Here is a 21,449-nt window from a genome sequence, read left to right as displayed (position 1 = left end):
CGCCCGCTGTGATGGGATGGTTGACATGGCACAGTGGGCGGTCGTCATCCCCGAGGCTCGGCTGGCCGCCGAGCGGCTCTTCCACCACGAGACGCTGGAGCTCTCCGACGTCGGCGACGCCCCCCGCCCCGTCGCGGGCGACGAGGTGCTGGTCATCGCCGAGGCCGAGCCTCCGCAGATCGTCGCCCTGGGCCGGGTCGCCTCGGCGGCCGGCCGTTCCGACGACGACCCCGACAACGCCGACGTGGCCGCGCCCGGCCCGGTGGTGGTCACCTACACCCGGCGGTTCTTCGACGACCCGGCCGCGGCCGCCGAGCTGACCCCGGCCGGCCCGGTCACCCCGGTCGACGGCAGCACCTTCGCGACCCTGACCGCCCGCGTCGCGCCCGCCGTCGACAACCGCACCTGGCTGGTCAGCCTCGACCTGCCCATCGAGGCACCCAACCCGGCCGAGGCCGTCCGCCTCTTCTGGTCCTACGTGATGGAACTGGGCCCGCGCGAACTCCCCACCTACGTCTCACCGTCCGACGACGAGCTGGCCATGCAGGCCTTCGTCCTCGGCGAGGAAGCCAACCAGGACCCGGAAGAAGACGACTAGAACCGCGCGGCCTTGATGCCGCCGCTAGCGGCCCTCGAACGTGGGCTTGCGCTTCTCGACGAAGGCCAGCGTGGCGTTGCGGTGGTCGGCCGTGGCGCCGCTGATGGTCTGGGCCTGGGCCTCCGCGGCCAGCGCGTCGTTGAGCGTGCCGGCGTCGCCGACCGAGAGTTCGCGTTTGATCGCGCCGTAGGCCACCGTCGGGCCCGCCGCCAGCCGCGCGGCCAGTGCCTGGGCCGCCGGCAGCACGTCGGCGTCGGCCTCGACCACCCGGGTGAGCAGGCCCAGCCGCTCGGCCGCCTCGGCCTTGACCGGTTCGGCCAGCATCAGCAACTCGATCGCCTTGGCGTGGCCGACCAGGCGGGGCAGGGACCAGGACAGGCCGGTGTCGGCGGCCAGGCCGACGTTGGCGAACGCCATCAGGAACGAGGTGCTCGGGCCGCCGATGCGGAAGTCGGCCAACAGGGCGAGGCCCGCGCCGGCGCCGGCCGCCATCCCGCCGACCGCGGCGACCACCGGTTTGGGCATGCTGCCCAGCCGGGACGCGATCGGGTTGTAGTGGCGGCGGACCGTGTCGAGCGAGTCGGACGTGCCCGACTCGAGCACCCCGACGTGCTCGCGCAGGTCCTGACCGGCGCAGAACGCCCGGCCGGCGCCGGCCAGTACGACCGCGCGGCAGGACCGGTCGGTTTCCAGCGCGGCCAGCGCGTCGCGGAGCGCCTCCTTCAGCGGCACGTCGAGCGCGTTCATCGCCTCGGGCCGGTTGAGCGTCAGCGTCACCACCGCGTCGGTGCGGTCGACCAGCAGCACGTCACTCACGTCTCAGGAACCTTTCGATCGGGCGGCCCGCAGGCCCGCGTCGAGACAGCTTTCCACGTAGCGGTCGGCGGCCGGGCGCAACCGCGTCGCGTGCCGGTCGAAGAACGCGGCCGCGTTGCTGCCGGCCCAGCGCTCGGGCAGCAGGGCCGGCGGCAGTTGCGGGTCGCGGAACAGGAACGTGCGCCAGGCGTGCACGAGCCGGAACCGCGCCGCGTACGCGAGTTCGTCATCGCTGCGCGGCGTGACCTGGGACAGCAACGGCCGCTGCTCGGCCACGAACGTCTCGTAGGCGTTGCCGATCTCTTCCAGGTCCCAGGCGCGGCGCACGACCGCCATCGCGCCGGACGTGCCGGCGGCGTGGGTCGCGGTGAACCGCTCGTAGCCGATGCCGGTCTCCACCAGGAGGGCGTCGACGTCGGCGCCGGGCCGGGTGGCGACCCAGGTGCGCTCGTCGAGCATCCCGTAGCCGAGATAGCTCAGGTTGGCGCCGAGCCGCTGCCGTTCCCGGCGCGCGGCCGGCGCCTCCAGGACGATCAGGTCGAACCGGCCGTCCCAGCCTGCCCGGTTGGTGCGGTAGATCCGGGCGGCGGCCTCGTCGAGTCGCCTGGCCGCTTTGGACGTGATCAGATAGCCGGGCCCGGTGCTCAGCCGCAGCGGGTGCAGCCAGCCTTGTCGCACCATGCGGGACACGGCTGTGCGCACCGCGGGCGGTGCGATGCCGAGGGGTGCGAGCAGGCGCACCAGGGCGGCGACGGGAGCCCTGCCGCCACGGGGGCGCAGGTAGTCGCCGTAGAGGTCGAAGAGTGCCGACCGTGCCTGCATGACCGCACATTGTGACAGCCACTTTCAAGATAAGCTAGATGCTGTCACATCAATACCGCCTCGGTTTGGGTCCAGCGGTGGTTATCAGGGAAAATCATTGGTCGGCGCCCTGCGAGGCGCCCTCGGGTAATACGGTGCCACGGGCCGTAGCGTGGTGCCGCTGTAACGAAGTGGCTGTGGGATAACCCACCACCCTGGCGAGTCTGAGGGGAGACAACATGGCGGCGATGAAGCCGCGGACGGGCGATGGTCCGCTGGAGGTCACCAAGGAGGGCCGGGGCATCGTGATGCGGGTTCCGCTGGAAGGCGGAGGGCGGCTCGTCGTTGAGATGACCCCTGACGAGGCCAACGCGCTCGGTGACGCACTGAAGACCGCCGCCGGCTGACGTCCGACCGCGCCCGCCGGCACGCCCACCCGGGCTGCCGGCGGGCCTCCTTGTTCAGCGACACAGTCTCGAAGCGACACCAGTTCCACAGCACAGAGCCCGGGAGGCCGGCGTGCCCACAATCCGTTTCATCGACCCCGCAGACGCCGACGCCGACACGATCGTCGTGCCCATCCGGGCCGGCGCGCCGCTGACCGAGGGCCTGCCCGACGACGTGGTCGCGATGGCCGCGACGCACAGCGGCAAGCCCGGCGCCGTGGAGGTGCTGCCCCGACCGACCCAACGACCGTCGAAGGTGCTGCTGGTCGGCGCCGGGGAGGGCGCGAGCGGCTGGCGCGCCGCCGGCGCGGGCCTGGCCCGTTCCACCGCCCGCACCGCCTCGGTCACCGTCGCCCTGCCGACGGCCGAAGACCCCGACATCCGCGCGTTCGCCGAGGGTGTCCTGCTCGGCTCCTACCGGTTCCGGCTCGCCGGCCCCCGTGCCGACGGCCCGCCTGAGCTCACCGAGGTGCTGCTGGCCGGCCCGGCCGACGAGGCCGCGCTCGCCGCCGCCCGGGCCACCGCGGCCGCCACCACGCTGGCGCGCGACCTGACCAACATGCCGTCCGACGTGAAGACCCCGCAGTGGTTCGCCGAGCGGGTCACCGAGGCCGCGGCCGCGTACCCCGGCTTGACCGTCTCGGTTCGTGACCCTGAGCAACTGGCGGCCGAGGGCTTCGGTGGCATCCTGGCCGTCGGCGGCGGTTCGTCGCGCGGCCCCCGCCTGGTCGAGATGTCGTGGGCGCCGGAGGGCGCGTCCCAGCACGTGGTGCTGGTCGGCAAGGGCATCACCTTCGACACCGGCGGCATCTCGATCAAGCCGCGCGACTCGATGAAGCTAATGCGCAAAGACATGGGCGGCGCCGCGGCCATCATCGCCGCCACGATCGGCGCCGCCGCCCTCGACCTGCCGGTGCGGATCACGGCGCTCGCCCCGCTCGCCGAGAACATGGTCAGCGGCTCGGCCTACCGGCCCGGCGACGTGATCCGGCACTGGGGCGGCCGCACGAGCGAGAGCAACAACAGCGACGCCGAGGGCCGCCTGGTCCTGGCCGACGCGCTCGCCTACGCGGTCGCCCGGCTCGAGCCCGACCTGATCGTCGACCTCGCGACGCTGACCGGCGCCAACGCGGTCGCGCTCGGCAAGCGCACGGCCGCGCTCTTCAGCGACAACGACGCGCTGGTCAAGGCGCTCAGCGACGCCGCGGCCGACGCCGGGGAGCAGGTCTGGCGGATGCCGCTGACGACCGACTACCGCGACTTCCTCAGCAGCGAGGTCGCCGACCTGAGCAGCGTGACCTCCGAGGGCGGGGCCGGTGCGGTGATGGCCGCCCTCTACCTGGCCGAGTTCACCGGGCCGCTGCGCGACCGGTGGGCCCACATCGACATGTCGGCGCCGTCCTGGGTCGACAGCGACAGCTCCGAGCTGACCAAGGGCGCCACCGGCTGGGGCGTACGCACGCTGCTGCGCTGGCTGGCCAACTTCTAGCGGCGGACGGCGGTGAGCAGGCCGGCGCCGGTGGGTAGCAGCGCCGGCACCCAGTCGTCGGCGTCGCGCAGGTCGCGGACCACCTCGCGGATCAGCACGGTCTCGGGGTCGCGGGCGGCCGGGTCACCGATCCGGCCGCCGGCCAGCGCGTTGTTGACGGCCAGCACCCCGCCGGGCCGCAACAGCCGGCCGGCGGCGGCGACACAGGCGGCGTACTCGGTCGGGTCGGCGTCGACGAAGACCAGGTCGTACCCCCGGTCGGTGAGCCGGGGCAGCACGTCGAGCGCACGCCCGGTGATGATCCGGGTACGCGACGGCGCGAACCCGGCCTCCTGGAAGATCCGCCGGGCCACCCGCTGGTGTTCGTTCTCCACGTCGATCGTGGTCAGCACGCCGTCGGGGCGCATGCCGCGGAGCAGCCAGACACCGCTCACCCCCGTGCCGGTGCCGATCTCCACCAGTGAGCGGGCGTTGCCGGCGGCGGCGAGCAACCGCAGCGCCGCGCCCGAGCCGGGCGACACGCACGGCAGCCCCACCTCCTCGGCGAGCCGCCGGGCGGTCTGCAACACCAGGTCCTCCGGCGGGTACGCGTCGGCGAACTGCAGCGCCTGCGCTGTGGTCGGGCCGGCGGTGCCCATGGGTGAACCTCCGTGCGAGGGGAGCGGGGGGACCGGGTATGAGCGTAGAACCCACCGTCGGTGTTGGATGGACGGGCGGGTGGTTGGGCGTTCGGCAACTTCTGAATGCTCTTCAGCTATCCATGCAATCCTTGAGTCGGGGTAATGGGCGGGCGATCGGGAGGCGATGTGACCGACGGCTGGAATTGGCAGCAGCCTGGCGGCGGCCGGCCCACGGGCCAGCCGGTCCCGGGCGCCACGCCACCCAGCCACGGGCCGATCCCACCCAGCCACGGACCGTCGCCAGCCAGCCACGGGCCCACGCCAGCCAACCACGGGCCGATGCCGCCCGGTGCGGGTGCCGCGCCGACCAGCCCGACGCCCTACAACCCCGGCAGCGCGCCGGCCAGCCCGGTGCCCTACAACGCCGGCAGCGAGCCGACCAGCCCGATGCCCTACAACCCCGGCAGCGTGCCGGCCCGCCCGGTGCCCTACAACGCCGGCAGTGTGCCGGCCAGCCCGTGGTGGTCCGACGCCCTCGGCGACCCGTGGCGCGACCCGCACGCACCGGCCGCGGTCGTGTTGCGACCGACCACGACCGGCGCGGCCGAGCCGGAACCCGTCGTCGACCCCGACGCGCCGCGGCCGCCCGGCAACCGCTCGGTGCTGCTCGTCGCCGTGGTCTCCGCGCTTCTTGCCGGCCTGCTCGGCGGCTCGCTCGGCTACGCGTTCGCGGCCCGCAACGGCATCGGCGGCAGCCACACCGCGCTCGGCGGCAACGGCGCCTCACCGCCGGCCGCCGCCAACCGCCCGCCCGACTCGCTGGCCGGCGTCGCCGCGCGGCTGCTGCCCAGCGTGGTCACGGTGCGGGTGGCGTCGAGCGCCGGTTCGAGCCTCGGTTCCGGGTTCGTGGTGTCGCCCGACGGCTATGTGATCACCAACGACCACGTGGTCGAGGGCGGTGGCACGCAGACCTTCACCGCCGTGTTCAGCGACGGCAACACCGTGTCGGCCAAGCTGGTCGGGCAAGACCCGGAATCCGACATCGCGGTGATCAAGCTGGCCAAGGACGGCCTGACACCGGTGCAGTTCGGCGACTCCGACGCGATCGCGGTCGGCGACCCGGTGCTGGCCATCGGGTCGCCGCTGGCGCTGGCCAACACGGTCACCTCGGGCATCGTCAGCGCCGTCGACCGTACGATCCAGGCCGGCGACCCGGGCGGTCCGGTCCGCTACTACGCGGCGATCCAGACCGACGCGGCGGTCAACCAGGGCAACTCCGGCGGCCCGCTGGTCGACGGCGGTGGCCGGGTGATCGGCGTCAACGCGGTGATCAAATCGCTGGCCGCCGACGAGCAGAGCGCCGGCAACATCGGCCTGGCCTTCGCCATCCCGATCAACCAGGCGAAGCGGGTGGCGCAGGACATCATCGACACCGGCAAGGCCCGCCGCACGGTGATCGGGGCCAAGGTCACCAGCGGCCGCACCACCGGCACCGGGGTGCGCCTCGACACGGTCGAGCCGGGTGGCCCGGCGGCGTCCGCCGGGTTGCGGGCCGGTGACGTGGTGACCCGGATCGACCGGCACCCGCTGGAAGAGGCCACCGACCTGATCGCGTTGGTCCGCAAATACGCGCCGGGCGCCGTCGTCACGGTCGAGTACCGGCGTGGCTCGGAGACCCAGACCGCGTCAGTGACGTTGGCCGCAGACGCCCAGTAGCCGGGGTCCCGGGGCGTTCCCTTCCGGCGCGGGCCGCGCGTATGGTTGCGCCGGGGATCGCAAGAGGGAGGCCCGGGTGTTCGAAAACCTCAACTGGTGGGAGATCGGTCTCCTGATCCTGGTGGCCCTGTTGATCTTCGGCGACAAGCTGCCCAACGTGATCAGCGACGGCCTGCGGATGGTTCGCAACCTGCGCCGGATGGCCAGCAACGCGACCGGTGACCTGAGCCGCGAGCTCGGCACCGACATCCAGCTCGAAGACCTGCACCCGAAGGCGTTCATCCGCAAGCACCTGCTGAGCGAGGAAGAGCAGGAGAACCTGCGCAAGCCGCTGCAGAAGATGTTCGAAGACGCCAAGTCCGACCTCAGCGGCGTGCACCAGGATCTCAAAGACGTGGCGCAGGCCGCCGACCTCAAGTCAGCGACCCGCAAGCCGGTCACCGACACGGCGGCGAGCACCCCGCCGCCGCGCCGCTCGTTCGACGACTTTACGTAGAGCCCGTCAGCGACCCGCCGGGCGCAGGCCCAGCGACTTGCCGATCAGGGAGTCGCGCCGCACCGCGAGCCGGTCGGCGACCGCCGAGATGGCCTGGGCGGCCGGGGCGGTGGGCTCCGAGAGCACGATCGGCAGGCCGGCGTCGCCCGATTCCCGGACCCGGGTGTCGAGCGGGATCTGACCCAGCAGCGGCACCTCGGCGCCGAGCGTGCGGCTGAGCTTCTCGGCCACCACCGCGCCACCGCCGGAGCCGAAGATCTCCATCCGCTCGCCGGTGGGCAGTTCCAGCCACGACATGTTCTCCACGACGCCGATCAGGCGCTGGTGGGTCTGCAGCGAGATCGCGCCGGCCCGCTCGGCGACCTCGGCCGCTGCGAGCTGCGGGGTGGTGACCACCAGGATCTCGGCGCTGGGCAGCAGTTGGGCCAGCGAGATGGCCACGTCACCGGTGCCCGGCGGCAGGTCGAGCAGCAGCACGTCGAGGTCGCCCCAGTAGACGTCGGCGAGGAACTGCTGGAGCGCCCGGTGCAGCATCGGACCGCGCCAGACCACCGCCGCGTTCTGCGCGGTGAACATGCCGATCGAGATCACCTTTACGCCGTGCGCTTCCGGCGGCATGATCATGTCTTCGACCCGGGTGGGCCGGCCGGCCGCGCCCAGCATCCGGGGCACCGAATGGCCGTAGATGTCGGCGTCGACCACCCCGACCGAGAGGCCGCGGGCGGCCAGCGCGGCGGCCAGGTTGACGGTGACGCTCGACTTGCCGACGCCGCCCTTGCCGCTGGCGATCGCGTACACCCGGGTGCGGGATCCGGGCTGGGCGAAGGGGATCACCGGCTCGGCGCCGCCACCGCCACGGAGCCGGGTCTGCAGGTCCTGGCGCTGCTCGGCGCTCATCACGCCGAAGTCGATTTCCACGCCGCGCACCCCGGGGACCGCCGTGACCGCACTGGTGATGTCGGTGCGCAGCTTGTCGCGCAAGGGGCAGCCGGCAACGGTCAGCAACAGCTCGACCAGAACGAGCCCGTCTTCGTCGATCTTGAAGGATTTGACCATGCCCAGGTCGGTGATCGGGCGGTGGATCTCCGGGTCTTCGACCGTGGCGAGGGCGGCCTGGATGGCTTCCTCACGAGACGTGGCAGGTGCAGACATGGTGCAACTGTATGTCGCGGACGCGGTCGGGTCAGGCGTCGGTGTCGGCGTGGTCGTCGGGCTCACCACTGGGCGCCTTCGACCGCTTCTTCTTGCCCCGCTGCCGGTCCTCTAGTTCCTCGGCCAGGCGACCCAGCTCGGACCGCAGGAAGTCACGGGTGGCGACCTCACCGATCGCGAGCCGCAGCGACGCGATCTCCCGGGTGAGGTATTCGGTGTCGGCCTTCTGCGCCGCCGCCCGCCGCCGGTCCTCCTCCAGCGAGAGCCGGTCGCGGTCGGCCTGCCGGTTCTGCGCGAGCAGGATCAGCGGCGCCGCGTAGGACGCCTGCAACGACAGGATCAAGGTCAGGAACGTGAAGGTGTACGGGTCGAAGCGCCACCCCGACGGCGCCAGTGTGTTCCAGCCCACCCAGAGCAGGATGAACACGCTCATGTAGACCAGGAACCGCGCGGTGCCGAGGGCCCGGGCGATCGCCTCCGACCAGCGGCCGAACGACTCCGGGTCGAAGCGGGGGAGCTTGAGCCGGCGCGGCTCGCGCGGCTGGTCGAGCCGCGGTGCCTGCCGGGGCTCAGCCATCGGCGTTGCCGTTGCGCCCGTTGGGCGTCGTCGCGCGCGGCGGCACGGCCACCGGCGACGCGGGCGGCTCGTCGGGCACGTCGCGGTCGCGCCAGTCCGGCGGCAGCGTGTGGTCGAGCACGTCGTCGACCGTCACGGCGCCGACGAGCCGGTTGTTTGCGTCGACGACCGGCATCGCGACCAGGTCGTACATCGCCATCCGGCGGGTGATCTCGATCAGTGGAGTCTCTGGCCGCAACGGGCTGATGCCGCTGTCGACGACGCCGCCGATGATCTCCGACGGGGGCTCCCGGAGCAGTTTCTGGAAATGCACCATGCCCAGGTAGCGACCGGTCGGCGTGGCCATCGGGGGCCGGGCGACGAAGACCTGCGCGGCCACCGCCGGCGGAAGCTGCGGCTCGCGGATCCGGGCCAGCGCGTCGGCGACCGTCGCGTCCGGGGTGAGGATCACCGGCTCCGAGGTCATCACGCTGCCCGCCGTGCCGGCCGCGTATTTGAGCAGCTGCCGCACCGGCTCGGCCTCGTCGGGCTCCATCAGGTCCAGCAGCGCCTGGCGGTCGGGGCCGGGTAGCTCACCGAGCAGGTCGGCCGCGTCGTCGGCGTCCATCTCCTCCAGGATGTCGGCGGCCCGTTCCTGGTCGAGCACGGCCAGGATCTCCACCTGGTCGTGTTCGGGCAACTCGCTGAGCACGTCGGCGAGGCGCTCGTCGTCGAGGGCCGCGGCGACCTCGTTGCGCCGGGTGTCGGACATCTCCTGCAGCGCGTTGGCGAGGTCGGCCGGGCGCATCTGCTCCAACACGGCCAGCAGGCCGGCGGTGCCCTGGGTGTCGGTCAGCCCGATCAGCCCGCGGACCCGGTCCCATTCGAGCTCGACGAGCTGGCCCCGGCGGGTCAGCCGCCGGCTCGGCTGCCGCACGGCGACCCGGGCCAGCGACCACTCACCGGTGCGATTGGTGTCCATCGCCAGGTCGACCACGGTGCCGGGGGTCTCCTCGGGCATGATCGTGACCCGGCGGTCGAGCAGGTCTTCGAGGACCAGCAGCTCGTTGGGGCGCTTCTCGAACCGCCGCAGGTTCAGCATGCCGGTGTTGAGCACGACCGCCTCGGGGTCGATCGAGGTGAACCGGCCCATCGGCAGGAAGATCCGGCGGCGGCTGGTCATCTCGGCCACCAGGCCCACCACCTGGGGCGGGCGGTTGGTGGTGCGCAGCCGGGCGACGGCGTCACGGATCCGGCCGACCTGGTCACCGTTGGGGTCGTAGACCGGTAGGCCGGCGAGCCTGGCGATGTAGACCCGCGCCGTCGTCACTACCCAAGACTAATTGCCTAGGCTGATCCTCATGACGAGCGTGGCGTACGAGATCGTCGACGTCTTCACCGACCGGCCGTTCACCGGCAACCCGTTGGCGGTGGTGTTCGGCGCCGAGGAGCTGGCGGGCTCCCAGATGCAGGCCCTGGCCCGCGAGTTCAACCTGTCCGAGACGGTGTTCGTGCTGCCCCCGTCGCCCGGTGCCGACGCGACCTACCGGGCCCGGATCTTCACCCCGAACAGCGAGTTGCCGTTCGCTGGCCACCCGAGTGTCGGCGCGGCGGTGACCGCGAGCAACCGTGGGGTGTTCGCCGCCGGCCCGGTCGTGCAGGAGTGCGGCGCGGGTCTACTCCCGGTCGTGGTGTCCGGCTCGACCGCCACCCTGACCGGCGGCGTGGCCACGGTCGGCGAACCGCTCGACCCCGGCCCACTGCTGGCCGCGGTCGGCCTGACCGCCGAAGACCTCGACCCGGTCGCCCCGCCCCGGGTCGCCGGCTGCGGTCTCGAGTTCCCCTACCTGCCGGTCCGACCCGACGCGGTGGCCCGGGCCCGGCTCGACAGCTCCATGTCCACCGACGTGGACGTGTTCGCCTGGGACCCGCTGACGCGGACCGCGCACGTCCGGGTCTTCGTACCCGGCCTCGCGGTCCCCGAGGACCCGGCCACCGGCTCGGCGGCGCTGGGCCTCGGCGTGTGGCTGGTGACCGGGGGATTGCTGCCCGCCGACGGCGAGTCGAGCTACGTGGTGCACCAGGGCCTCGAGCTGCACCGCCCGTCGGTGCTGGAGTGCGTGGTCACCGCCGCGGACGGCGCGGTCACCAACGCCCGGGTGACCGGCAACGTCGTCCCGATCGCCCGCGGCGAGATGACGGTGCCGCCCTTCGTTGGATGAGCCGACTACCGGTATATGCCGATGGTCGGTAGCATCGACGCATGGCCATGCAGGAGCCGACCTTCTTCATCCTGACCGCGCTCGCCGGGCAGCCGTTGCACGGCTACGGCGTGATCCGGGCCGTCGCGGACCTGTCCGGCGGGCGGATAACGCTGCGCGCCGGCACCCTCTACGCCGCCCTCGACCGGCTGACCGAGGAAGGGCTGCTCGTCCTCGACCGGGAAGAGGCCGTCGACGGGCGGCTGCGCCGCTACTACCGGCTGACCGACGACGGCGGCGCCGCGCTGTCGGCCGAGGCCGACCGGATGCGGGCGAACGCGGCCATGGCCACCGCGCGGTTGCGCCGCATCGCTTTCGGGCCGGCGTCGTGAACACGCTCGAGCGCCGCTACCGCCGCCTTCTGCTGGCCTTCCCGCCGGCCTATCGCCGCCAGCGGGGCGAGGAGATGCTGACGACGCTGATGGACGGCGCCCCGCCCGACCGGACCCGCCCACCCGCGTCCGAGGCGTGGGAACTGCTGCGCGTCGGCCTGCGCCTGCGCCTCGGGCCGCCGCGTGGCCGGGTCTTCGGCGCGGTGACCGTCGTCGCGGCGATCACGATCGGCTACGCCGGCCTGAGCGCGGTCGCTCGGCAGACGGCCGACATGGGCCGCGAGACGATGGTGACGGCCATGTCGCTGTTGCCCGAGTCGATGGTGACGGGCAATGCCGACCGCATGCTGACCGCTTTCGGCGGCCCGACCGAGGTCGAAGCCATCTATCCGGCGGGGCCGGAGGCGCTCGACGGGCTGGCAACCGGCCTGCGCGACCGCGCGGTGGCCGACGGCTGGGCGGCGGGCCCGATCGGCCCCGGCCACCGCTTCACGTTGGATCGGGCCGGCGAGAGTCTGGTCGTCAGCGTCCTGCCCGGCGACCCCGGCCCGGGGAGCGGAGCCGCCTTCCAGGTGCGCTATCCGTGGCCGGCCTGGGCCCTACCGGTCGGTGCCGCCGTGGTCCTGCTGGGCGGGCTGACCGGTTGGCTGGTCGCCGCGTGGGTGCTCCGCCGCTTTCGGTCCCGTGTGCCGGCGGCCCGACTCGGGCTGGCGCTGCTCGGCCTGCCGAGCCTGCTGTTCGTCATCGCGGGCGGGGTCAGCACCGCGGCGGCCCTCTGGTCCGGGGCCATCCAGGTGGGCTTCGCCGGGCCGCTGACCGAGCGGCTGGGCCTGCTCGGTCTCGCGGCGACCCTGGTCCTGGCGCTGGTCCTGCCGGCCGAGCGCGCCACGGCCACGCCGCCGCAGCCGACCGACCCGGTCCGGTGGGGTGCCCGGCTGGTCCTGGCCGCGCACCTCGCGTTCGGCCTGGCCATTGCCACCGTCCTGGTCACCTTCACGGCCCGGATGCTCACCAGCGGCGTCGACCGGGCAACCATGCTCAGCGGCGCCCAGGACCCGAAGGACCTGTTGCCGCTGCCGGTGTTTCTCCCGGTGGCGCTGCTCTACTACGCCGGCGTGATCCTGTCGCCGCTGCTGCTCACCGTCTCGGTGCCGCTGCTGGCGACCGGCCGCCAGCGGGTCGGGCCGCTGGCCTGGAACGTGCTGCTGGTCGCGGCCGTCTCGGCCGTGGCACTGCCGGCCCTGCTGCTCACCCCCTACGGCGGCGACGCCGCCCGCTGGTGGCTCGACTAGCGCCGCTGGCCGCGCACCTTGTGCAGGCGGAACGGCTTGCGGGTGGGGCTGGTCGCCGCCGTCTCCCGGGGCGGCTCGGCCAGGCTGCCGTCGGGCAGGTCGGGCCGGGTCACCGCCGGCGTGTCCGCGGCCGGGGTCAGGCAGCTCAGCGTGCAGTCCATCGCCCAGCGTTCGAGCAGCTTCTCGGTCGGGCCCGAGGCGTTCAGCCGCTTGCCGCCCACCTGGGGCGCGACCGAGTTCCACTCCTCGTCGCCGGGCTGCACGCGGCGGACCTCGGCGGTGAAGGTGACGATCCGCCCACCGTGGTCGCCGCGCAGCGTCACCTCGGCGGTCGCGGCCTTGGCCAGGCCGGGCGCCTGCTGCTCGCCGATGCCGCTGACCAGGTAGAGCGCCCCGTCCACCGGCACGCACCAGAGCACCCGGGGTGCCGCGCCGTCGACAGACACCCAGGCCACGGCCGCCTTCTTGATCGCCTCTTGCACCACCGGGTCGCTCACCCCCTCATCCTGCCCGGCGCCGTGGCCCGCTGGCCATGGTCGACCTCGTCGAGCACGCCGCCGAGTCGGGTCACCGCGCGGCCGGACCAGTCGACGTCGGCGCCGAAGACCAGGTGGTCGACGAGGTCGGGAGCGGCCAGCCGGACGGCGGTCATGCCGACCTCGACCGCGCCGGTCAGCTCGTGGCTGCCACCGTCGCCGACGTAGAGGCACTCGGCCGGCGCGACACCGAGCCGCTGGCAGGCGGCCAGGTAGATGTTCGGGTCGGGCTTGCAGACGCCCTCCTCGACGGAGAACACGGCCGTGTCGAGCAGCGGGGCGACCGACAGGCTGGGCAGCAGCAGCGGCAACTCGTGGGTGCAGTCACTGACCACTGCCGTACGCAGCCCGCGCAGCCGCAACGCCCACAGCACCGGCACGGCCTCGTTCCGCAACTCCGTGTCGTGCCGGACGGCCCGCAGCCGGCTCGCCACCGCCGCCTGGACCGTCTCGTCGGACGGGTCGGCGCCGGCCCGGGCGGCGATCCAGCGCAGGTTGTCGGCCGCGGAGCCGAGGTCGCCGCTGGCCCGCCGGTAGTAGGACGCGTCCAGTAGGGCCGTCATCAGCGCCGGGTCGCATCCCAGGATGCGGGCGGTCTCGAGGTGGTCGGGGCCGCGGCGGACCGGCCGGGTCAGAGTGCCGAAGAAGTCGAACACGACCGCGCGTAATGCGGGCACCGTCAGCCTCCATGGCATGACCCGGGGCAGTAGCTGGCAAGACCGGGGAAGCTTATCGACGGCGACCGGAGAGACCTATCGGCTGATCGACCGACCGTAGTCGGATAGCCGCAGTATGTGATTTGTGAGGATGGTTCACTGTGCACCGCCCCTCGCTCGACCCCGCCGCCACCCTGGCGCTGGTCGTCGCCGTCCTCGCCGTCTCCACCTCGGGCCCGCTGATCGCGTTCGCCGCCGCCGCGCCGGCCCTGGCCATCGCCTTCTGGCGCAACGCCCTCGCGGTCGGGGTGCTCGGCCCGATGTCGCTGATCGCCAAGCGCCACGAGTACGCCAACCTGGGCCGCCGCGAGGGCCTGTTCTGCGTGCTGGCCGGTGTCGCGCTCGCGGCACACTTCGCCGCCTGGATGCCCAGCATCCGGTTCACCACGGTCGCGGCGTCCACAGCGCTGGTCGCCACCCAGCCGGTCTGGCAGGGGTTGATCTCGGTCGCCTCGGGCCGCCGGCTGCGCACGGTGACCTGGATCGGCATCGGCGTCGCGGTGCTCGGCGCGGCGCTGGCCACCGGCGCCGACTTCGGCGTCTCGTCCCGGGCGGTGCTGGGTGACCTGCTGGCGCTGGTCGGCGCGATGATGGCGGCGGCATACACGGCGCTCGGCGAGCGCGCCCGGGTGACGCTCAGCACCAGCACGTACACCACCATCTGTTATGGGGTCTGCGCCGTGCTCCTGCTGGTCATCTGCCTGGCGTCGGGGCAGCGGCTGGGCGGCTACCCGGGCTCCAGTTGGCTGGCGATCCTCGGCCTGGTGGCCGGTGCACAGTTGCTCGGGCACACGATGTTCAACTACGCGCTGCGCCGGGTCTCGGCGACCACGATCAGCGTGCTGATCCTGCTGGAGGTCCCGGGCGCGGCGATCATCGCCTGGCTCTGGCTCGGCCAGGTGCCGCCGGCCAACTCGCTGCCGGGCCTGGCCCTGCTCCTGGTCGGCGTCGCGATCGTGGTGCTCGGCGGCGCCCAGGCCGGCCGCCGGGAGCGGGCCCGCGCCGCCCGCGATCTGGAAACCGCCGCCCTGCCCTAGCCTGTCGCCTGCTCGCTGGCCTTCCAGAGCGCGGCGGCCAGGGCCGGGTCGGTCGCCTTGGCCGAAACCCGGCGCGGCTTCTTGTCGTAGTAGTAGGCGCCGTTGACCAGCCGAGCCGGGTCGGCGGTGGCCAGCCAGACCAGCGTCTCGGCGCCCTTGTCGGGGCCGCGCAGCAGCGGGCTGTGCTTCATGCCCCAGGCGACGAACCGGTTGTCGTTGTAGAACCGGGTGCGCACCGCGCCCGGGTGGAACGAGTAGGCCAGCATGCCCGGGAACTGCCGGGCCGCCTCGCCGGCGAACAGGATGTTCGCCTGCTTGCTCGTGCCGTAGGCCAGGAACGGGATGTAGCGCTCCAGCGGCCGGTTGAGGTCGCGCGGGTCGAGGTTGCCCCAGCGGTAGGCGCCGGACGCGGTCACCACCGTGCGCCCGATCCGGTCGTGCAGCAGCACCGTCAGCAGGAAGCTGGCCAGGTGGTTGGCCTGGATGGTCAACTCGTTGCCGTCGACGGTGGTGGCCGGGTGCAGCACGATCGCGCCGGCGTTGTTGGCGAGCACGTCGATCCGGTCGTACGCGGAGCGCAGGTGCGCGGCCAGCGTGCGCACGTCGTCGAGCGAGGAGAAGTCGGCGCGGTAGGAGGCCGGGAGCGTGCCGGTCGCGTCGCGTACTTCGGAGGCGGCCGCGGTGAGTCGGGCCGGGTCGCGACCGACCAGGACGACCTGGTCACCGCGTCGGGCCAGGGCGACAGCGGCGGACAGACCGATGCCGGAACTGGCGCCGGTGATCACTACGACTCGCCCGGTCACATCTTCCACTGCTTGGTTCTCCTCGGTCTTCGCGCGAGGTTACCGTTTGGCTAACTGTAACGATCGTGAGGAGCAGTCGATGGTCGCTGCCGGCCGCCCGCGCCGATCCTGTCTCGCCGTACCCGGTTCCAGCCTGAAGATGCTCGACAAGGCCCGGGGACTGCCGGCCGATCAGGTGTTCCTCGACCTGGAGGACGCGGTCGCGCCGCTGGCCAAGCCGGAGGCCCGCAAGAACGTGGTCGCCGCGCTCAACGAGGGCGACTGGGGCGACAAGACCCGGGTGGTGCGGGTCAACGACCTGACGACAGCGTGGACGTACCGCGACGTGGTCGAGGTGGTCGAGGGCGCCGGGGCCAACCTGGACTGCGTGATGCTGCCCAAGGTCCAGTCGGCCGCACACGTCGAGTGGCTCGACCTCACGCTCACCCAGATCGAGAAGACGATCGGCCTGCCGGTCGGCGGGATCGGCATCGAGGCGCAGATCGAGAACGCGGCCGGGCTGGTCAACGTGGACGCGATCGCGGCCGCCTCGCCCCGGGTCGAGACGATCATCTTCGGGCCGGCCGACTTCATGGCCTCGATCAACATGCGGTCGATGGTGGTCGGCGGGCTGATCCCGGACTATCCCGGCGATCCCTACCACTACATCCTCATGCGACTGTTGATGGCCGCGCGGATGCACGACAAGCAGGCCATCGACGGCCCGTTCCTGCAGATCCGCGACGTCGACGCGTTCCGCGCGGTCGCGAAGCGCTCGGCCGCGCTCGGGTTCGACGGCAAGTGGGTGCTGCACCCGGGGCAGATCGACGCGGCCAACGAGATCTACGCGCCGGCGCAGGACGACTACGACCGGGCCGAACTGATTCTCGACGCCTACGAGCACGCCACCTCGGAAGCGGGCGGCAAGCTCGGCGCGGTGATGCTCGGTGACGAGATGATCGACGAGGCGTCGCGCAAGATGGCCCTGGTGATCGCGGCCAAGGGCCGGGCCGCCGGGCTGACCCGCACCACCAGGTTCACCCCACCGGAGTCCTGAGGTCAGGCCCCGTCGTTGCCGGTGTTGACCGGACCGGGCAGGATCGCTGGCATGGAAATCGACACTCAGGCCGACGACGGGTTGACCAGCGTTCGCCTCGACGGCCGGGTCGCCGTGGTCACCGGCGCGGGCAGCCCCGACGGCATCGGCTACGCGACCGCCCGCCGGCTGCGCCAACTCGGTGCCAAGGTGGCCATCGTGTCGACCACCCGCCGTATCCACGACCGCGCCACCGAACTCGGCGCCGTCGGGTTCGTCGCCGACCTGACCGACGAGGCCGAGGTCGGCGCGCTCGCTGACGCCGTCACCGAGCTGCTCGGCGACGTCGAGGTGCTGGTCAACAACGCCGGCCTGGCGAGCCGGGCGAGTCCCGAGGTGCTCCGCCCGGTCGCCCAGCTCACCTTCGACGAGTGGCGCTCCGAGATCGACCGCAACCTCAGCACGGCGTTCCTGTGCAGCCGGGCGTTCATCGGCGGCATGTCGGAACGCGGCTGGGGCCGCATCGTCAACCTCTCGGCCACCGCCGGCCCGGTCAACGCGTTGCCGACCGAGGCCGCCTACGCCGCGGCCAAGGCCGGGGTGATCGGCCTGACCCGGGCGCTGGCGATGGAGATGGTTGCCGACGGCGTGACCGTGAACGCGGTCGCGCCCGGCACGATCTACACCGCCGCGTCCACGGTCACCGAGCTCAAGCAGGGCCTCGGCACGCCGATCGGGCGGCCGGGCACCCCTGACGAGGTGGCCGCCGCGATCGCGTTCCTGTGCTCGCCCGCCGCGTCCTACATCACCGGCCAGATGCTGGTGGTCGACGGCGGCAACAGCGTGCGCGAGGCCCAGTTCCGCTAGGGCTAGTAGCCGCCGGTGTTGCCGATGCTGTCGTTCGTCGCGCCGAACCAGCCGAGCCCGAGGATTCCGCAGCAGATCAGCACCGAGAGGCCGGTGAAGATGTAGCTCAGCACCAGGCCCGCCGTGGCCAGGCCGCTGCCGTCTTCGCCGGAGGTGCGCAACTGCTTCTTCGCGATGTGGCCGAGCACGATGCCGGCCGGCGCGAAGACGAAGGCGAACACCAGCGACAGGATCGCCATGACGTTGGTGCCGCGCGCCTGCGGATATCCGTAGGCCGGCTGCTGCGGCGCGTAGCCGGGGTAGGCCTGCGCGTAGGGGTCCGGCTGCCCATAGGCGTTGGGCTGGGCGTAGGGGTCCGGCTGCCCATAGGGTGCGGGCTGGCCCGAGCTGGGCTGCCCCGGGATCTGCTGGCCGGGCGCGGGCGAGCCGGAGACCGGCGGCCCGTACGCCGGCGGGCCGGACTGCTGCGGGTCGTAGGGCTGCCCGGGCTGATAGGGGTCGGACTGGTTGCCGGGCGGTGGGTAGGTCATCGTCACTCTCCTGAGTCGTCCCCGGCACGCTACTAAACGCGAGGAAGCGAATCGCATCCCGAGTACGCCGTCAGGAGGAAAGATGTGGTCATGGCGCGCCTTGCCCAGACCCCCGGCCTCACCGACGTGCAGGCGTCGATCCTCGAAACGGTCCGCGAGTTCGTCGACAAAGAGATCGTTCCGCACGCGCAGCGACTCGAGCACGCCGACGAATATCCGGCCGACATCGTCGACGGCATGCGCGAGATGGGCCTTTTCGGACTGACGATCGACGAGGAGCACGGCGGCCTCGGTGAGTCGCTGCTGACCTACGCCCTCGTCGTCGAGGAGTTGTCCCGCGGCTGGATGTCGGTCTCGGGCATCGTCAACACCCACTTCATCGTCGCCTACCTGGTCGCACAGCACGGGTCGGCCGAGCAGCGGGCCGCCCTGCTGCCGCGGATGGCGACCGGCGAGGTGCGCGGCGCCTTCTCGATGTCGGAGCCGGGCTGCGGCTCCGACGTCGCCGCCATCCGGTCGACGGCCCGGCGCGACGGCGACGCGTACGTCCTCGACGGTCAGAAGATGTGGCTGACCAACGGCGCCCAGTCCGGGGTGGTGGCGACGCTGGTCAAGACCGACCCGGCCGCGGAGCCGGTCTACCGCGGCATGACCTGCTTCCTGTTGGAGAAGGAGCCCGGGTTCGGCGAGACCGCACCGGGGCTGACCATTCCCGGCAAGATCGCCAAGATGGGCTACAAGGGCGTCGAGACGACGGAGATGATCCTCGACGGCGTCGCGGTGCCGGCCTCGGCGGTGCTCGGCGGCCCCGACCAGGTCGGCCAGGGCTTCTACCAGATGATGGACGGCATCGAGGTGGGCCGGGTGAACGTCGCCGCGCGCGCCTGCGGCATCGCGATCAGGGCCTTCGAGCTGGCCATCGCGTACGCCCAGCAGCGGCACACGTTCGGCGAGCCGCTCGCCGGCCACCAGGCCATCGCCTTCAAGCTGGCCGAAATGGCTACGAAGATCGAGGCCGCACACCAGATGATGGTCAATGCCGCCCGGCTCAAAGACGCCGGCGCGCGCAACGACGTCGAGGCCGGGATGGCCAAGCTGCTCGCGTCGGAATACTGCGCCGAGGTGGTGCAGGAGTCGTTCCGCATCCACGGCGGGTACGGGTACTCGACCGAATACGAGATCGAGCGGCTGATGCGCGAGGCCCCGTTCCTGTTGATCGGCGAGGGCACCTCGGAGATCCAGAAGACGATCATCTCGCGGGGCCTGCTGAAGGAATACCGCCTCTAATGTGAGGGCGTGTCCTCACCGCCGCTGCGCCGCGACCGCAACTTCGTGCTGTTCTGGATCCTCCAGGGTGTCTCGGTCGCCGGTGACTCGCTGACCACACTGGCCGTGCCCGTCCTGGTGCTGGCGCTCACCGACTCGGTCTTCCAGATGGGCCTGGTCACCGGCGCGGTCGGCGCCGCCTGGCTGGTCTCCGGCGTGCTGGCCGGCTCGATCGTCGACCGCTTCGACCGCCGCACCGTGATGGTCGCCTGCGACGTGGCCCGGGCCGCCCTCTACGCCCTGGTCCCGCTGGCCTGGCTGGTCGAGCCGCACCTCTGGGTGCTCTACGTGGCGATGCCGCTCGGCGCCGCGGCCGGCATGCTCTATTCGGTCGCCTACATCACCGCCGTGCCCGCGCTGGTCGCCCGGGACCAGATCACCGAGGCCAACGGCCTGCTCTCGGCGACGTTCGCGGTCGCCGGCATCACCGGCCCGCTGATCGCCGGCGCCCTCTTCGCGGTGCTCGACCCGGCGTGGGTGATCGGCATCGACGCGGTCACCTTCGGGTTGTCGGCGGTCGCGATGTCGTTCGTGCGGATCAGGCCGCGGGAGGGCGCGCCCGAGCGCGAGTCGCCGATCCGCGGCTTCCTGACCGGGGCCAGGTTCCTCTGGGAGAACCCCGTGCTGCGCACCCTCACGCTGCTGCTGTGTGGGGTCATCCTGTTGACGTACACCATGGATGATCTGCTGATTTTCCGCCTGAAGAATGATTTGCACCAGGGCGGCGGCGCGGTCGGGGTGGTCTTCGCGATCGGCGCCGCCGGCAGCGTCGTGGCGGGCCTGGTCGTCGCGGCCGTGCGCCGGCGGCTCGGTTTCGGCGCGTGCTGGATCGGCGCCTACGCGCTGTCCGGGGTCGCCCTGGCCGGCGCCGGCAGCGCCACCGTGGTGCCGCTGCTCGCGGGCCTGGTCGCGGTGATCCTGTTCTGCCAGGGGATCGCCGGCACCTGCTCGATGTCGCTGCGGCAGGAGATCACCCCGGAACCCCTGCTCGGGCGGGTCACCTCGGCGTTCTGGACCATCCACTACCTGCCGGGCCCGCTCGGCGCGCCGCTGATCACGTTCGCCGCCGCGCGCGCCGGTGTGCCGGCGGTGACGCTCGCGCTGGGCGTCGGCCTAGCCGCGATCGCCCTGATCGCCGCCTTCTCCCCGCTGCGGCTGGGCGGCTTCAATCGCCCGGCGCATGGTGAAGCTCTGTAGCCGGGTCGTGTAGCCCAGGTGCTCGTTGAGCCGCCGCATGTCGGCGTTGCCCTTCTGCGTCCAGGTGTAGACCTCGGTGATGCCGACCTTTGCGGCATGGGCCAGTGACAGCCGCTTGAGATGAGCGGCGACCCCGCGCCCACGCCAGTCGCGGTCGACCACGGTGAGCGCGTTCTCCGCCCGGTGCGGGTTGTCGTCGTCGGCGATCAGCCCGGCCAGCCCGACCGGCGCCCCGCCGGCGACGGCCACGAACATGGCGGCCGGGTCCCCGATCCAGCTCACCCGCCACTCGTCGATCGGCGCGTGCATCGGCGCGATCAACGCCATGTCCTGGAACGCCTGCAGCGCGAGCCGCTCGTAGACCACGTCCCAGATCTCCGGCCGCTCGGCCACGGTGACGACCTCGACGTCAGCGCGCGGCCGCGGTGTCGGCTCCTGCCCGATCGCGCGAACCTGCTCGACCTGGCGGTCCACCTCAGCGAAGCCATGCCGCTCGGCGAACGCTTTGGACCCTAGGTCGTCAGCATGCCCAAGCACCTGGTCGACGCCGAGCGAGACGGCGTGCGCGAGCAGATGCGGCATGACCCGGCTGCCGATGCCTCGCCGCCGAAACTCAGGCAACACCCGCGGCGTGACCGTGGCCGCACCCGTGATGCTGGACCGATCGGCGACGGCGCTGCCCGCCAGCTGGCCGTCGAGCTCGACCAGCAGCACCAGGCTGTCGCGGGTGAGCGACGCCCGCATCTCGGCAACCGACGGCGCCCGCTCATAGGGCACCACGGTCATCCGCACGCGCCGCACCATCGCGAGGTCGTCATCGGAGGTCGCCCGCCGCACCGTCAACATG

23 protein-coding genes and 1 pseudogene are annotated in these 21,449 nt (G+C 72.3%); 13 read left to right on the top strand and 11 right to left on the bottom strand.

The window, feature by feature from the left end; genetic code table 11:
- The first annotated feature begins 16 nt into the window (after positions 1-16).
- Positions 17-598 (top strand): hypothetical protein, encoded by a 582-nt coding sequence (locus AB0J74_RS05705; protein ID WP_363445048.1) that lies wholly within the window; start codon positions 17-19, stop codon positions 596-598.
- Positions 599-622: 24 nt separating this feature from the next.
- Here the strand turns inward: AB0J74_RS05705 and AB0J74_RS05700 are convergent, their stop codons facing one another.
- Together AB0J74_RS05700 and AB0J74_RS05695 are read right to left on the bottom strand one after the other, a co-directional pair.
- Complete coding sequence (locus AB0J74_RS05700; protein ID WP_363445046.1) at positions 623-1,414, bottom strand: enoyl-CoA hydratase-related protein; 792 nt, start codon at positions 1,412-1,414, stop codon at positions 623-625.
- Positions 1,415-1,417: 3 nt separating this feature from the next.
- Positions 1,418-2,236, bottom strand: coding sequence for a PaaX family transcriptional regulator C-terminal domain-containing protein (locus AB0J74_RS05695; RefSeq protein WP_363445044.1), 819 nt, complete (start codon positions 2,234-2,236; stop codon positions 1,418-1,420).
- A gap of 218 nt (positions 2,237-2,454) precedes the next feature.
- Between AB0J74_RS05695 and AB0J74_RS05690 the strand changes: the two genes are divergently transcribed.
- Complete coding sequence (locus tag AB0J74_RS05690; protein WP_089253522.1) at positions 2,455-2,622, top strand: DUF3117 domain-containing protein; 168 nt, start codon at positions 2,455-2,457, stop codon at positions 2,620-2,622.
- Between the two features lie 130 nt (positions 2,623-2,752).
- The gene (locus AB0J74_RS05685) at positions 2,753-4,150 is read left to right on the top strand and encodes a leucyl aminopeptidase (RefSeq protein WP_363445465.1); all 1,398 of its coding nucleotides are present in this window, start codon (positions 2,753-2,755) and stop codon (positions 4,148-4,150) included.
- On the opposite strand, the gene AB0J74_RS05680 is transcribed toward AB0J74_RS05685, so the two are convergent.
- The gene (locus AB0J74_RS05680; RefSeq protein ID WP_363445042.1) at positions 4,147-4,788 is read right to left on the bottom strand and encodes an O-methyltransferase; all 642 of its coding nucleotides are present in this window, start codon (positions 4,786-4,788) and stop codon (positions 4,147-4,149) included. The genes AB0J74_RS05685 and AB0J74_RS05680 overlap by 4 nt on opposite strands.
- Positions 4,789-5,217: 429 nt before the next feature.
- On the opposite strand from AB0J74_RS05680, the gene AB0J74_RS05675 reads away from it, so the two are divergent.
- Together AB0J74_RS05675 and AB0J74_RS05670 are read left to right on the top strand one after the other, a co-directional pair.
- Positions 5,218-6,486 (top strand): trypsin-like peptidase domain-containing protein, encoded by a 1,269-nt coding sequence (locus AB0J74_RS05675; protein ID WP_363445463.1) that lies wholly within the window; start codon positions 5,218-5,220, stop codon positions 6,484-6,486.
- A 76-nt stretch (positions 6,487-6,562) separates the two neighbouring features.
- Positions 6,563-6,982 carry a preprotein translocase subunit TatB gene (locus AB0J74_RS05670; RefSeq protein ID WP_363445040.1) on the top strand — a complete coding sequence of 140 codons (420 nt, stop codon included), beginning with the start codon at positions 6,563-6,565 and terminating at the stop codon, positions 6,980-6,982.
- A 6-nt stretch (positions 6,983-6,988) separates the two neighbouring features.
- Here the strand turns inward: AB0J74_RS05670 and AB0J74_RS05665 are convergent, their stop codons facing one another.
- The 3 genes from AB0J74_RS05665 to AB0J74_RS05655 are packed head-to-tail and all read right to left on the bottom strand — an operon-like array spanning position 6,989 to position 10,020.
- Positions 6,989-8,134, bottom strand: coding sequence for an Mrp/NBP35 family ATP-binding protein (locus tag AB0J74_RS05665; protein WP_363445038.1), 1,146 nt, complete (start codon positions 8,132-8,134; stop codon positions 6,989-6,991).
- A gap of 31 nt (positions 8,135-8,165) precedes the next feature.
- The gene (locus tag AB0J74_RS05660) at positions 8,166-8,711 is read right to left on the bottom strand and encodes a DUF1003 domain-containing protein (protein ID WP_363445036.1); all 546 of its coding nucleotides are present in this window, start codon (positions 8,709-8,711) and stop codon (positions 8,166-8,168) included.
- Entirely contained in the window at positions 8,704-10,020 is a 1,317-nt protein-coding gene (locus AB0J74_RS05655) for a CBS domain-containing protein (RefSeq protein WP_363445034.1), read from the bottom strand. The genes AB0J74_RS05660 and AB0J74_RS05655 overlap by 8 nt, the downstream gene beginning before the upstream one ends.
- 31 nt (positions 10,021-10,051) lie before the next feature.
- Here AB0J74_RS05655 and AB0J74_RS05650 point away from each other — a divergent pair, with 31 nt between their 5' ends.
- From AB0J74_RS05650 to AB0J74_RS05640, 3 genes are read left to right on the top strand one after another with little or no spacing between them, the layout of a single operon-like run.
- The gene (locus tag AB0J74_RS05650; protein WP_363445031.1) at positions 10,052-10,912 is read left to right on the top strand and encodes a PhzF family phenazine biosynthesis protein; all 861 of its coding nucleotides are present in this window, start codon (positions 10,052-10,054) and stop codon (positions 10,910-10,912) included.
- A gap of 41 nt (positions 10,913-10,953) precedes the next feature.
- The gene (locus AB0J74_RS05645; RefSeq protein ID WP_363445029.1) at positions 10,954-11,283 is read left to right on the top strand and encodes a PadR family transcriptional regulator; all 330 of its coding nucleotides are present in this window, start codon (positions 10,954-10,956) and stop codon (positions 11,281-11,283) included.
- The gene (locus AB0J74_RS05640) at positions 11,280-12,575 is read left to right on the top strand and encodes a hypothetical protein (protein ID WP_363445027.1); all 1,296 of its coding nucleotides are present in this window, start codon (positions 11,280-11,282) and stop codon (positions 12,573-12,575) included. The genes AB0J74_RS05645 and AB0J74_RS05640 overlap by 4 nt, the downstream gene beginning before the upstream one ends.
- Here the strand turns inward: AB0J74_RS05640 and AB0J74_RS05635 are convergent.
- The gene (locus tag AB0J74_RS05635; protein ID WP_363445025.1) at positions 12,572-13,072 is read right to left on the bottom strand and encodes a hypothetical protein; all 501 of its coding nucleotides are present in this window, start codon (positions 13,070-13,072) and stop codon (positions 12,572-12,574) included. The two genes, AB0J74_RS05640 and AB0J74_RS05635, sit on opposite strands and share 4 nt — an antisense overlap.
- A complete protein-coding gene (locus AB0J74_RS05630; RefSeq protein WP_363445023.1) occupies positions 13,069-13,788 on the bottom strand; it encodes an HAD-IA family hydrolase in 720 nt (239 codons plus the stop codon). Before AB0J74_RS05630 ends, AB0J74_RS05635 begins: the two co-directional genes overlap by 4 nt.
- Before the next feature lie 140 nt (positions 13,789-13,928).
- Between AB0J74_RS05630 and AB0J74_RS05625 the strand changes: the two genes are divergently transcribed.
- A complete protein-coding gene (locus tag AB0J74_RS05625) occupies positions 13,929-14,864 on the top strand; it encodes a DMT family transporter (RefSeq protein ID WP_363445021.1) in 936 nt (311 codons plus the stop codon).
- On the opposite strand, the gene AB0J74_RS05620 is transcribed toward AB0J74_RS05625, so the two are convergent.
- Positions 14,861-15,676 carry an SDR family NAD(P)-dependent oxidoreductase gene (locus AB0J74_RS05620; RefSeq protein ID WP_363445020.1) on the bottom strand — a complete coding sequence of 272 codons (816 nt, stop codon included), beginning with the start codon at positions 15,674-15,676 and terminating at the stop codon, positions 14,861-14,863. The genes AB0J74_RS05625 and AB0J74_RS05620 overlap by 4 nt on opposite strands.
- 70 nt (positions 15,677-15,746) lie before the next feature.
- Between AB0J74_RS05620 and AB0J74_RS05615 the strand changes: the two genes are divergently transcribed.
- The gene (locus AB0J74_RS05615; protein ID WP_363445018.1) at positions 15,747-16,703 is read left to right on the top strand and encodes a CoA ester lyase; all 957 of its coding nucleotides are present in this window, start codon (positions 15,747-15,749) and stop codon (positions 16,701-16,703) included.
- 81 nt (positions 16,704-16,784) lie between these two features.
- Positions 16,785-17,549 (top strand): annotated as a pseudogene (locus tag AB0J74_RS05610) (SDR family NAD(P)-dependent oxidoreductase); the annotation flags it as partial.
- Positions 17,550-17,551: 2 nt separating this feature from the next.
- Here the strand turns inward: AB0J74_RS05610 and AB0J74_RS05605 are convergent.
- The gene (locus AB0J74_RS05605; protein WP_363445016.1) at positions 17,552-18,079 is read right to left on the bottom strand and encodes a DUF4190 domain-containing protein; all 528 of its coding nucleotides are present in this window, start codon (positions 18,077-18,079) and stop codon (positions 17,552-17,554) included.
- 90 nt (positions 18,080-18,169) lie between these two features.
- Here AB0J74_RS05605 and AB0J74_RS05600 point away from each other — a divergent pair, with 90 nt between their 5' ends.
- Both AB0J74_RS05600 and AB0J74_RS05595 read left to right on the top strand, forming a co-directional pair.
- Positions 18,170-19,366, top strand: a complete 1,197-nt coding sequence (locus AB0J74_RS05600; RefSeq protein ID WP_363445014.1) for an acyl-CoA dehydrogenase family protein — start codon at positions 18,170-18,172, stop codon at positions 19,364-19,366.
- Positions 19,367-19,375: 9 nt separating this feature from the next.
- Positions 19,376-20,602 (top strand): MFS transporter, encoded by a 1,227-nt coding sequence (locus AB0J74_RS05595; protein ID WP_363445012.1) that lies wholly within the window; start codon positions 19,376-19,378, stop codon positions 20,600-20,602.
- On the opposite strand, the gene AB0J74_RS05590 is transcribed toward AB0J74_RS05595, so the two are convergent.
- Positions 20,519-21,448, bottom strand: coding sequence for a GNAT family N-acetyltransferase (locus tag AB0J74_RS05590; protein WP_363445010.1), 930 nt, complete (start codon positions 21,446-21,448; stop codon positions 20,519-20,521). The genes AB0J74_RS05595 and AB0J74_RS05590 overlap by 84 nt on opposite strands.
- Position 21,449 lies beyond the last annotated feature (1 nt).

The organism is Asanoa sp. NPDC049573 (assembly GCF_040676615.1).
Classification (GTDB): Bacteria; Actinomycetota; Actinomycetes; order Mycobacteriales; family Micromonosporaceae; genus Asanoa.
This window is presented reverse-complemented; position numbering and strand designations above follow the sequence as displayed.

Excerpts from the sequence above, each read along its gene's own strand:
- AB0J74_RS05705 (WP_363445048.1), top strand. The coding sequence starts at position 17 with ATGGTTGACATGGCACAGTGGGCGGTCGTCATCCCCGAGGCTCGGCTG.
- AB0J74_RS05695 (WP_363445044.1), bottom strand. The coding sequence starts at position 2,236 with ATGCAGGCACGGTCGGCACTCTTCGACCTCTACGGCGACTACCTGCGC.
- AB0J74_RS05690 (WP_089253522.1), top strand. The coding sequence starts at position 2,455 with ATGGCGGCGATGAAGCCGCGGACGGGCGATGGTCCGCTGGAGGTCACC.
- AB0J74_RS05680 (WP_363445042.1), bottom strand. The coding sequence starts at position 4,788 with ATGGGCACCGCCGGCCCGACCACAGCGCAGGCGCTGCAGTTCGCCGAC.
- AB0J74_RS05675 (WP_363445463.1), top strand. The coding sequence starts at position 5,218 with ATGCCCTACAACCCCGGCAGCGTGCCGGCCCGCCCGGTGCCCTACAAC.
- AB0J74_RS05665 (WP_363445038.1), bottom strand. The coding sequence starts at position 8,134 with ATGTCTGCACCTGCCACGTCTCGTGAGGAAGCCATCCAGGCCGCCCTC.
- AB0J74_RS05660 (WP_363445036.1), bottom strand. The coding sequence starts at position 8,711 with ATGGCTGAGCCCCGGCAGGCACCGCGGCTCGACCAGCCGCGCGAGCCG.
- AB0J74_RS05650 (WP_363445031.1), top strand. The coding sequence starts at position 10,052 with ATGACGAGCGTGGCGTACGAGATCGTCGACGTCTTCACCGACCGGCCG.
- AB0J74_RS05645 (WP_363445029.1), top strand. The coding sequence starts at position 10,954 with ATGGCCATGCAGGAGCCGACCTTCTTCATCCTGACCGCGCTCGCCGGG.
- AB0J74_RS05615 (WP_363445018.1), top strand. The coding sequence starts at position 15,747 with ATGGTCGCTGCCGGCCGCCCGCGCCGATCCTGTCTCGCCGTACCCGGT.
- AB0J74_RS05605 (WP_363445016.1), bottom strand. The coding sequence starts at position 18,079 with ATGACCTACCCACCGCCCGGCAACCAGTCCGACCCCTATCAGCCCGGG.
- AB0J74_RS05600 (WP_363445014.1), top strand. The coding sequence starts at position 18,170 with ATGGCGCGCCTTGCCCAGACCCCCGGCCTCACCGACGTGCAGGCGTCG.
- AB0J74_RS05590 (WP_363445010.1), bottom strand. The coding sequence starts at position 21,448 with ATGTTGACGGTGCGGCGGGCGACCTCCGATGACGACCTCGCGATGGTG.